10 protein-coding genes are annotated in these 9718 nt (G+C 70.2%); 6 read left to right on the forward strand and 4 right to left on the reverse strand.

Annotation, left to right across the window (positions count from 1 at the left end):
* Positions 1-35: 35 nt before the first annotated feature.
* Genes pgl through zwf form a run of 3 tightly spaced genes read right to left on the reverse strand, consistent with a single transcriptional unit; the run spans position 36 to position 3187 of the window.
* Positions 36-749 carry a 6-phosphogluconolactonase gene (gene pgl / locus CSC62_RS15580; protein ID WP_162407606.1) on the reverse strand — a complete coding sequence of 238 codons (714 nt, stop codon included), beginning with the start codon at positions 747-749 and terminating at the stop codon, positions 36-38.
* Entirely contained in the window at positions 746-1738 is a 993-nt protein-coding gene (gene glk / locus CSC62_RS15585; RefSeq protein WP_162407607.1) for a glucokinase, read from the reverse strand. The genes pgl and glk overlap by 4 nt, the downstream gene beginning before the upstream one ends.
* 3 nt (positions 1739-1741) lie before the next feature.
* The gene (gene zwf, locus CSC62_RS15590) at positions 1742-3187 is read right to left on the reverse strand and encodes a glucose-6-phosphate dehydrogenase (RefSeq protein WP_162407608.1); all 1446 of its coding nucleotides are present in this window, start codon (positions 3185-3187) and stop codon (positions 1742-1744) included.
* 438 nt (positions 3188-3625) lie between these two features.
* Between zwf and CSC62_RS15595 the strand changes: the two genes are divergently transcribed.
* The gene (locus CSC62_RS15595; protein WP_162407609.1) at positions 3626-4711 is read left to right on the forward strand and encodes an ABC transporter ATP-binding protein; all 1086 of its coding nucleotides are present in this window, start codon (positions 3626-3628) and stop codon (positions 4709-4711) included.
* A gap of 21 nt (positions 4712-4732) precedes the next feature.
* Here CSC62_RS15595 and ygfZ read toward each other — a convergent pair whose 3' ends face one another.
* Positions 4733-5620 (reverse strand): CAF17-like 4Fe-4S cluster assembly/insertion protein YgfZ, encoded by an 888-nt coding sequence (gene ygfZ, locus CSC62_RS15600; protein ID WP_246194489.1) that lies wholly within the window; start codon positions 5618-5620, stop codon positions 4733-4735.
* Between the two features lie 62 nt (positions 5621-5682).
* Here ygfZ and CSC62_RS15605 point away from each other — a divergent pair, with 62 nt between their 5' ends.
* The 5 genes from CSC62_RS15605 (at position 5683) to CSC62_RS15625 (ending at position 9396) form a co-directional block, all read left to right on the forward strand.
* The gene (locus tag CSC62_RS15605) at positions 5683-5856 is read left to right on the forward strand and encodes a DUF1674 domain-containing protein (RefSeq protein ID WP_162407610.1); all 174 of its coding nucleotides are present in this window, start codon (positions 5683-5685) and stop codon (positions 5854-5856) included.
* 64 nt (positions 5857-5920) lie between these two features.
* On the forward strand, positions 5921-6313 hold the full coding sequence (gene sdhC / locus CSC62_RS15610) for a succinate dehydrogenase, cytochrome b556 subunit (RefSeq protein WP_162407611.1): 393 nt from the start codon (positions 5921-5923) through the stop codon (positions 6311-6313).
* Entirely contained in the window at positions 6310-6693 is a 384-nt protein-coding gene (gene sdhD / locus CSC62_RS15615; protein WP_162407612.1) for a succinate dehydrogenase, hydrophobic membrane anchor protein, read from the forward strand. The genes sdhC and sdhD overlap by 4 nt, the downstream gene beginning before the upstream one ends.
* A gap of 28 nt (positions 6694-6721) precedes the next feature.
* Positions 6722-8512 carry a succinate dehydrogenase flavoprotein subunit gene (gene sdhA / locus CSC62_RS15620; RefSeq protein WP_162407613.1) on the forward strand — a complete coding sequence of 597 codons (1791 nt, stop codon included), beginning with the start codon at positions 6722-6724 and terminating at the stop codon, positions 8510-8512.
* A 101-nt stretch (positions 8513-8613) separates the two neighbouring features.
* Positions 8614-9396, forward strand: a complete 783-nt coding sequence (locus CSC62_RS15625) for a succinate dehydrogenase iron-sulfur subunit (RefSeq protein ID WP_162407614.1) — start codon at positions 8614-8616, stop codon at positions 9394-9396.
* The last annotated feature ends 322 nt before the right edge of the window (positions 9397-9718 follow it).

A 9718-nucleotide genomic window follows, 5' to 3' on the forward strand; every position in this document is an offset into this window, starting at 1 on the left:
CGCGTCGAATCCGGGTTCTTGCGAGTGACCCGCGCCTATGCGCACCAGTGCACCCGCAAGGGCTCGCCGCCCAGGCCGAGCACCACCCGGATCGGCAGTTCGCGCACGTCGCCGTCGGCCAGCGCGCGCAGCAGCACCTCGCGCTTGGCCTCGCCGCGCAGCAGCAGCAGGCGGCGGCGGGTGCGGGCGAAGCCGGCGGGCGTCAGGGTGATGCGCAGCGGCCAGTCGCCGGCCACCGGGCAACCGGTCGCGTCGATCGCCGCGTACGGCAGCTCGCTGGCCAGCACCCGCTCCAGGTCGACCGAACCGGGGAACAGCGAGGCGGTGTGGCCATCGTTGCCCATGCCCAGGATGGTGAGGCAGGGATCCTGGGCGTGCTCGGCCTCGAGGTTGACGGCATGCACCGACTCGGCCACGGCCAGGCCTTCGCGTACCAGCGGCTCGAAGCGGCCGACTTCGGCCAGGTCGAGCAGGTTCTCGCGCACCAGGCGCGCGTTGCTGGCGCTGTCCTGCGGCGAGAGCCAGCGCTCGTCGACCAGGCCGACGGTGATCTTGGGCCAGTCCAGCGGCGCCACCGCCAGCTGGGCATAGATCGGCGCCGGGGTGGTGCCGCCGGACAGCAGCATCCGCGCGCGGCCGTGTGCGGCCAGGTCGGCGGCCAGGGCCGCCTCCATCTCGGTGGCGACCGCGTGCACCCAGGATTCCGGGTCCGGATGCTCGATCCATTCGATCCGCGGGTCGGCGATCATGCGGCGGCCTCGCGGCGGACCAGGTCGACCGCGTAGGCGGCCGCGCCGAGCAGGCCGGCGCGCGGATGGGTCACCGCCAGCGACGGCACCCGGGCCATGGTCGGCGAGAACCGGCCCTTGTACTCGAAGCGCTGGCGGAAGCCGGAATGGCGCAGCGAGTCGAGCATCTTCGGCACCAGGCCGCCGGTCAGGAACACGCCGTCCCAGGCGCCGACGGTCAGCACCAGGTCGCCGGCGATCGCGCCGAACACCGCGCAGAACACGTCCACCGCACGCATCCCCAGGGCGTCGCCGGCGGCGGCGCGGGCGGTGATGTCCTTGGGCTCCAGCAGGCCCGGGTCGACCCCGGCCATCTCGCACAGGGCGCGGTGGATGTTGACCAGGCCGGGCCCGCAGATCAGGCGCTCGTTGGAGACCCGGCCGAACTGCGCCGACAGGATCTCCAGGATCCGGATCTCCTCCGGCGTGCCCGGCGGGAAGCTGACGTGGCCGCCCTCGGTCTCCAGCGGGTAGCAGCGGCCGTCGCGGACCACCAGCCCGCCCACGCCCAGGCCGGTGCCGGGGCCGAGCACGGCGTAGGTGCGCGGCTCGTGCAAAGGAGCCGGGGCCCACGGCACGCCGCCGATCGCGACCACGTCCTCGGCCCGGTACAGGCTGATGGCCATGGCCTGGGCGGCGAAGTCGTTGATCAGGTGCACCTGCTCGAAGCCGAGCATGTCGCGGGTGCGCGAGCGCGAGATCACCCACGGGTGGTTGGTGATCCGCGCCTCGTCGCCGTCGACCCGGCCGGCCACCGCGAACACGCCGCGGTGGGCGCTGGCGTCGGCCTGCTCCAGGTAATGGCGGGCCGCTTCGGCCAGCGAGGGGAATTCGGCGACCGCGAATTCGCGCACGCTGTCGTCCAGCAGCGGCGAATCGGCCCCGGTGTCGGCCAGGGCGAAGCGCGCATTGGTGCCGCCGATGTCGGCGATCAGGAACGGCTCGGACATGCCTCAGGTCCCGCGTGCGGCCGGACGGCCGACGGCATCGAACTGCGCGGGCAGGTAGCCGGCGGCCTCGCGCGGGCCCCAGCTGCCGGCCGGGTAGTACTCCAGCGGCACGTCACCGCTCTTCCAGCCGTCGACCACGCTGTCGATCCAGGCCCAGGCGGCCTCGACCTCGTCGTTGCGCACGAACAGGGCATGGTTGCCGTGCAGGGCGTCCAGGAACAGGCGCTCGTAGGCGATGCGGCGGTTCTGGCCGGTCTCCGAGGACAGTTCCAGCTCCAGCGGCTGCAGTTCCAGGGTGCCCCATTCCGGACCGGCCAGGCTGCTCATCAGGCCCAGCTCGATGTCCTCCTGCGGCTGCAGGCGGAAGGTCAGGCGGTTGGGCGCGGCGTGGGCGCCGTCGGGGCGCTCGAACAGCCAGTGGGTAACCGGCTTGAGCGTGACCGTGACCACGGTGGAACGCTCGGCCATGCGCTTGCCGGTGACCAGGTGGAACGGCACCCCGGCCCAGCGCCAGTTGTCGATGTGGGCGGTCACGCCGACGAAGGTTTCGACATCGCTGTCATCCGGCGGTGCGTAGGCCTGCACCGATTCGCCGTCGATGGTTCCGGCGATGTAGCGGGCGCGCACGCTGTGGCGCTCGGCCTCGGCGCCGCTGAACGGGCGCATCGCGCGCAGCACCTTGACCTTCTCGTCGCGGATGCGGTCGGCGCCCAGCGAGGCCGGCGGCTCCATCGCCACCAGGCACAGCAGCTGCAGGATGTGGCTCTGGACCATGTCGCGCAGGGCGCCGGAGCGGGCGTAGTAGGAGTTGCGCCCGTCCACGCCCTCGGTCTCCGAGACCAAGATGTTGACCGAGTCGATGTAATTGCGGTTCCACACCGCTTCCAGCAGGGTGTTGCCGAAGCGCAGGGCCAGCAGGTTCTGCACCGCGGCCTTGCCCAGGTAGTGGTCGATGCGGAAGATCCGGTCCTCGTCGATCAGCTTGCCGATGGTGCCGTTGATCTCGCGCGCCGACTCCAGGTCGGCGCCGATCGGCTTCTCGAGCATCAGCCGGTTCGGGGCCTTGAACGCGCCGCCCAGGGCCAGGCCCTCGCAGGTGCTGATGTACAGGCCCGGCGGGATTGACAGGTAGCTCACGCACTGGCGGTCGACCAGGTCGGCCACGGCCTCGGCCACCGAGGCAGGGGTGCGCATGTCCACCGAACGGTAGTCCACCCGCTCCAGGAAGGCCTCCACCTGCTCGGCGGTGGGCGTGTAGTGGCCCAGCTTGGCGAAGCGCTCGCGCAGGATCTGGCGGAACTTGTCGGTGTCGTGCGGCGAAAGCGCCAGCGCACGCACGCGGAAGTCCTCCGGAAGCAGGCCGTCGCCCTGCAGGCGCAGCAGCGAGGGGAACAGGTAGCGCTGCGCGAGATCGCCGGTGGCGCCGAACAGCAGCAGGGTGTCATGCATCCGGGGGGCTTCCGTGGGGTGTGACATCGGTTCCGTGGATCTCTACGAAGGCGTATCCGCCGGCAGGGCGGATGGCAGGTGGGCGGGGCGGATGGGCACTTGCGGGACCTTGCCCATACGGTGGCGTCGAAACTGTCGAAATATGGCGGTCCACGCCCCTGATTGTCCAGTGGTCAAAACGTGTCCGCGGAAACGTTCGCAACCATGCCCGGGCGCATGGTCACTCCCGCGACATGGCGCGGCCGCACGGGACAGGGATGGAGACAGGTATTGACCGGCGGCTTTGTCGCGCAAGGGGCGTGCGCTGTCGCGCAGGCCACGGCCCTGCGTCCGCGGTCGCCAGCGCCCGGTCGGCGTGACATCATCGGCCCGGACCTGGGCGCGCATCGGGCCGAGCCGGATGCCGCCGGGTGCATACGTATTCTCGCGGAGACGACGATGGCGGGCTTGCAGCTGGACCAGGTGCGCAAGGTCTACGACAACGGCCAGGTCGCCGTGCACGGGGCCAGCTTCGAGATCGCCGACGGCGAGTTGATGGTGCTGGTCGGCCCCTCCGGCTGCGGCAAGTCGACCCTGCTGCGGATGATCGCCGGGCTGGAGGAGATCACCTCCGGCACGCTGCGCATCGGCGAGCGGGTGGTCAACGACGTGGCGCCGAAGGACCGGGACATCGCCATGGTGTTCCAGAGCTACGCCCTGTATCCGCACATGACGGTGGCCGAGAACCTGGCCTTCGGCCTGAAGCTGCGCGGCCAGCCGCGCGCGGAGGTGGAGCGCCGGGTCGCCGCGGCGGCGGGGATGCTCGGGCTGGAGGGCATGCTGGGCAAGCGCCCGCGCGAGATGTCCGGCGGCCAGCGCCAGCGCGTGGCCCTGGGGCGGGCGCTGGTGCGCGAGCCGGCGGTGTTCCTGCTCGACGAGCCCCTGTCCAACCTGGACGCCAAGCTGCGCCATTCCACCCGCACCGAGATCGCGCGCCTGCACCAGCGGCTGGGCACGACCATGGTCTACGTCACCCACGACCAGGTCGAGGCGATGACCCTGGGCCAGCGGATCGTGGTCCTCGACGCCGGCCGGATCCAGCAGATCGACACCCCGATGGCGCTGTACGAGCGGCCGGCGAACCTGTTCGTGGCCGGTTTCCTCGGCAGTCCGGCGATGAACGTGCTCCAGGGCCAGTTGCAGGCCGCCGACGGCCTGCGCCTGGTCCTGGACGATGCCGCGGCGCCGGACGTGCCGCTGCCGGGCGTGGACGTGCCGCCGGCCTGGCTGGGGCGGCGGGTGACCCTGGGCGTGCGTCCCGAGCACCTGCTGCCGGCCGAGGGCGAGGGCCTGCCGGCACGGGTGGACGTGGTCGAGGCGGTGGGCAGCGAGGCCTACCTGCACCTGGATTTCGCCGGCCGGCCGCTGGTCTCGCGGCTGCCGCCGCAGGCTTTGCCCGTCCCCGGCGCACAGCTGCGGCTGCGCGCCGATCCGCGGCACCTGCATTTCTTCGACCCGCAGGACGGAACCCGCCTGGCCGCGTGAGGTCGGCCAGCCGCGCCGCGATCAGCGGGTCAACCCCTCGACGAAGGCCTGCGGCGAAACCGCCGCGCCGCCCACGGTCAATGGCTCGTCTCCGCGCTCCAGCGGCAGCACCGCCAGCGCCCAGCGCGGCGCATGGCCGGCCACGCTGGCCAGGCTGCCGATAGGTTTGCCGGCCTGGCTGACCTCGGCCCCGGCGTCCGCCGCGTCGTCCACCTGGAGCAGCAGCAGCTCGCGCTTGGCCTTGCCCAGGAAATGGGTGCGGGCCACGATCTCCTGGCCGGGGTAGCAGCCCTTCTTGACGCTGAAGGCGGGCAGCCGGTCCAGCGCCAGCTGCTGCGGAGTCCAGGTCTCGCGCTGGGAAGCGGCCAGGCGCGGCAGGCCCAGGCGCAGGTCGGCCACCGCCCAGGCCTCGGCCGCGGCCAGGTCCTCCGCGGCCGGCGTGGCCGCTAGGCGCAGGGTGCGGGGCAGGCCGGGCGCGCCGAAATCCAGTTCCAGGCCGGCCGCGGCGTCTTCCGCGCCGGCCAGCACCGGTCCGGAGGCCGTCGCCGGCACCGCGAACGCCCCCGCCGCGTGCAGGTCAGGGCGGGGCGCGATCGCCACCTTGCGCCGGAACACGAAGCGCCGCAGCGCCTCGCCCAGTTCGCCGGCATCGTGGTCCGGCAGCAGCAGCCGCAAGGAAGCCTCGCCGGTCCGCAGCAGCGCGAACACCGCGATGACCCGGCCCTTGGCATTCAGCCACGCGCTCCAGTGCCAATGGCCGATGGCCAGCGCTGTCACGTCGCTGGCGAACTGCGCCTGGGCGAACGCGAGCGCATCCGGCCCATCCATGGCGAGCAGCGAATAGCCCGGCAACGCGAAGAATTCCGCGGGATTTCGGGCGGGATTGCCGGGGATCTTGTCCGGAGACATCGCGGGCTGGTTGTCAGGCACGTTAACCGGGGCTTAAAATTTTGTGCATTGCAAGGAGTCCCATGATAGGTCAAAGCCCCGTGGTTCCCGAGTCCGCCGAAGCGGTCGATTCCGGAACGCAGCCATCCACGGGCGACGCCGCGCCGGCGCCGCCGCGCGAGATAGGCGGCCGCGAAGGCCCGGAGCCGACCCGCTACGGAGACTGGGAAAAGAACGGCCGCTGCGTTGATTTCTGACGATGCCGCGCGCCATCAGCCACGCGCGCCCCCGGGCCGCACAGCCGAGACAACGAGCCAGCGAATGAGCACCCGCGAACGCCCCCTGTCACCCCATCTGCAGGTGTACCGCTGGCAGATCCAGATGGTCACCTCGATCCTGCACCGCGCCACCGGCATCGTCCTGGCGGCCGGTGCCCTGGTCATCGCCGCCGGCCTGCTGTGCCTGATGCTCGGCCCCGACCACTGGGCCTGCTTCACCGACCTGGCCGGCGCCTGGTATGGCCAGTTGTTCCTGTTCGGCTGGAGCTGGGCCTTCGCCTACCACCTGTGCAACGGCATCCGCCACATCGTCCAGGACTTCGGCCACGGCTTCAGCATCCCGGCGTTCGTCCGCAGCAGCTGGATGTCGGTGGCCGGCAGCCTGGTGATCACCGCGCTGATCTGGGCCTGCGCCCTCAACGGAGGCGCCGCATGAGCCGCTACCGCACCCCCCTGAAGAACGTGCGCGGCCTGGGCACGGCCAAGACCGGCACCGAGCACTTCGTCCACCAGCGCCTGACCGCCACCGCGCTGGTCTTCCTCGGCATCTGGTTCGTCTGGTTCGTCCTGAGCCTGGTCGGCAGCGACTACCTGACCGCCGCCGACGCGGTCTCCAAGCCCTGGAACGCGGTGTTGCTGGTCGGCTTCCTGGTCGCCGCCTTCTGGCACGCCCAGCTCGGCCTGCAAGTCGTGCTGGAAGACTATATCCACAACTCGCTGGCCGCCCTGGCCCTGCAGGTCAGCGTGAAGTTCATCGCGGTGCTCGGCGCGATCGTCAGCATCTTCGCCGTGGCCCGCATCGCGCTGGCCGCCTGACCGGCACGCGCAAAGGAATCCAGACCCGATGTCCGCCTACAAGATCACCGAACACAAGTACGACATGGTCGTCGTCGGCGCCGGCGGCGCCGGCCTGCGCGCCACCTTCGGCCTGGCCCAGAAGGGCCTGCAGACGGTATGCCTAACCAAGGTCTTCCCGACCCGTTCGCACACCGTCGCCGCCCAGGGCGGCATCTCCGCCGCGCTCGGCAACATGGGCGAGGACGACTGGCGCTACCACTTCTTTGACACCATCAAGGGCTCGGACTGGCTGGGCGACCAGGACGCGATCGAGTACATGTGCCGCGAGGCGATCCCGGCGATCATCGAGCTGGAGCACTACGGCGTGCCGTTCTCGCGCACCGAGGAGGGCAAGATCTACCAGCGCCCGTTCGGCGGCATGACCACCAAGTTCGGCGAAGGCCCGCCGGCGCAGCGCACCTGCGCAGCGGCCGACCGCACCGGCCACGCCATGCTGCACACGCTGTACCAGCAGTCGCTGGCGCACGACGCGCGCTTCATGATCGAGTACTTCGCCCTCGACCTGATCTTCGACGAGGAGGGCGCCTGCCGCGGCGTGCTCGCCCTGGACATGGCCGAAGGCTCGCTGCACCTGTTCCGCGCCCACGGCGTGGTCCTGGCCACCGGCGGCTACGGTCGCGCCTACTTCAGCGCCACCTCCGCCCATACCTGCACCGGCGACGGCGGCGGCCTGGTGATGCGCGCCGGCCTGCCGATGCAGGACATGGAGTTCGTGCAGTTCCACCCGACCGGCATCTACGGCGCCGGCTGCCTGATCACCGAGGGCGTGCGCGGCGAGGGCGGGATCCTGCGCAACTCCAACGGCGAGCGTTTCATGGAGCGCTACGCTCCGCACTACAAGGACCTGGCCTCGCGCGACGTGGTCAGCCGCTCGATGACCATCGAGATCCGCGAGGGCCGCGGCGTCGGCGAGCACAAGGACCACATCCTGCTCGACCTGACCCACCTGGGCCCGGAAGTGATCAACGAGAAGCTGCCGGGCATCGCCGAAAGCGCCCACATCTTCGCCGGCGTTGACGTCACCAAGCAGCCGATCCCGGTGATCCCGACCGTGCACTACAACATGGGCGGCATCCCGACCAACTACCACGGCGAAGTGGTGCGCAAGGTCGGCGACAACCCCGACGCGGTGGTGCCGGGCCTGTACGCCATCGGCGAGGCGGCCTGCGTGTCGGTCCACGGCGCCAACCGCCTGGGCTCCAACTCGCTGCTGGACCTGGTGGTGTTCGGCCGCGCGGTGGCAAACCGCTGCGCCGAGACCATCCGCAAGAACGCCCCGCACAAGCCGCTGGCCTCCGACGCCTGCGACAAGGCGCTGTCGCACCTAGACAAGCTGCGCAATGCCAGCGGCGACACCCCGACCGCGGTGATCCGCGACCGCATGCAGCGCACCATGCAGGCCGACGCGGCGGTGTTCCGCACCAGCAAGACCCTGAAGGAAGGCTGCGAGAAGATGTCCGACATCTTCGCCAGCTTCGAGGACGTCAGGGTCTCCGATCGCTCGCTGGTCTGGAACTCGGACCTGATCGAGACCTACGAGCTGCACAACCTGCTGCTTAATGCCGTCGCCACCATCAACTCGGCCGAGCAGCGCCACGAGAGCCGCGGCGCCCATGCGCACGAGGACTACCCGGAGCGCGACGACGTCAACTGGCAGAAGCACACCCTGGTGTCGGTCGACGACAAGGGCGGCTGCAGCTTCGACTTCCGTCCGGTGCACATGTACACGCTCAGCGACGATGTGGCCGTGGTGCCGCCGAAGCCGCGCGTGTACTGAGGCCGTGATGCAGCGTCGTCCGTCCTTCCCCCTCCACGACGCGCGCCGGCAGGCGCGCGCCACGCTCGCCCCGCGGGCCGCCTGAGCCAACGAGATCAGCCATGGCAGAGTTCAGCCTCCCGAAGAATTCCCGCATCACCAAGGGCAAGCACTTCCCGGCCAAGGATGCGAAGAACCCGCGGGTGTTCAAGATCTACCGCTGGAACCCCGAGGACGGCGCCAATCCGCGCACCGATACCTACGAGGTGGATCTGGCCGCGTGCGGGCCGATGGTCCTGGACGCGCTGATCAAGATCAAGAACGAGATCGACCCGACCCTGACCTTCCGCCGTTCCTGCCGCGAGGGCATCTGCGGCTCGTGCGCGATGAACATCGACGGCACCAACACCCTGGCCTGCACCCGCGCGATCGGCGACTGCAAGTCCGGGGAGGTGCCGATCTACCCGCTGCCGCACATGAACGTAGTCAAGGACCTGGTCCCGGACCTGACCCACTTCTACGCCCAGTACGCTTCGATCAAGCCCTGGATCCGCACCCAGACCCCGGCGCCGCCGGACCGCGAGCGCCTGCAGTCGCCGGAGGACCGCAAGAAGCTCGACGGCCTGTACGAGTGCATCCTCTGCGCCTGCTGTTCGACCAGCTGCCCGAGCTACTGGTGGAACGGCGAGCGCTACCTGGGCCCGGCGATCCTGCTGCAGGCCTATCGCTGGATCATCGACTCGCGCGACGAGGACACCGGTGCGCGCCTGGACGACCTCGAGGATCCGTTCAAGCTCTACCGCTGCCACACCATCATGAACTGCGCCCGGACCTGCCCGAAGGGTCTGAACCCGGCGCTGGCGATCGCCGAGATCAAGAAGCTGATGATGGCGCGCCGCGCCTGAGCGCAGGGCAGGGCGGCAGCCCGCCCGCTTGCCACGACGAAGGCCCGGGATTCCGGGCCTTCGTCGTTTCCGCTCTTCCGCTTCCTGTCCGCCGCATGAATTTTTCGTATTCAGCCTCTTCCCATCCATCGCGCCGGCATGCACAATTCGCGCCCCTTGCAGCGGTGTCTTCTTCGGAGGCGGCGGTGCGGGATCGGAGGAAGGCGGCACATCGGCATGACTGAGGTGTTGCAGTTCTTCGGAAGGGCCCTATAATGGGCGGCTCCCCGGCGGCAACGGACTTCGGTCTAACGCTGGGGCGGTTCGAAAGGCCTCATCACGA

The organism is Pseudoxanthomonas jiangsuensis, from assembly GCF_010093185.1.
In the GTDB taxonomy this organism is placed as follows: Bacteria; Pseudomonadota; Gammaproteobacteria; order Xanthomonadales; family Xanthomonadaceae; genus Pseudoxanthomonas; species Pseudoxanthomonas jiangsuensis.

What these genes read in the sequence shown, in the direction of transcription:
- pgl (WP_162407606.1), bottom strand. Translation starts at nt 749, where the DNA reads ATGATCGCCGACCCGCGGATCGAATGGATCGAGCATCCGGACCCGGAA.
- glk (WP_162407607.1), bottom strand. Translation starts at nt 1,738, where the DNA reads ATGTCCGAGCCGTTCCTGATCGCCGACATCGGCGGCACCAATGCGCGC.
- zwf (WP_162407608.1), bottom strand. Translation starts at nt 3,187, where the DNA reads ATGCATGACACCCTGCTGCTGTTCGGCGCCACCGGCGATCTCGCGCAG.
- CSC62_RS15595 (WP_162407609.1), top strand. Translation starts at nt 3,626, where the DNA reads ATGGCGGGCTTGCAGCTGGACCAGGTGCGCAAGGTCTACGACAACGGC.
- ygfZ (WP_246194489.1), bottom strand. Translation starts at nt 5,620, where the DNA reads ATGTCTCCGGACAAGATCCCCGGCAATCCCGCCCGAAATCCCGCGGAA.
- CSC62_RS15605 (WP_162407610.1), top strand. Translation starts at nt 5,683, where the DNA reads ATGATAGGTCAAAGCCCCGTGGTTCCCGAGTCCGCCGAAGCGGTCGAT.
- sdhC (WP_162407611.1), top strand. Translation starts at nt 5,921, where the DNA reads ATGAGCACCCGCGAACGCCCCCTGTCACCCCATCTGCAGGTGTACCGC.
- sdhD (WP_162407612.1), top strand. Translation starts at nt 6,310, where the DNA reads ATGAGCCGCTACCGCACCCCCCTGAAGAACGTGCGCGGCCTGGGCACG.
- sdhA (WP_162407613.1), top strand. Translation starts at nt 6,722, where the DNA reads ATGTCCGCCTACAAGATCACCGAACACAAGTACGACATGGTCGTCGTC.
- CSC62_RS15625 (WP_162407614.1), top strand. Translation starts at nt 8,614, where the DNA reads ATGGCAGAGTTCAGCCTCCCGAAGAATTCCCGCATCACCAAGGGCAAG.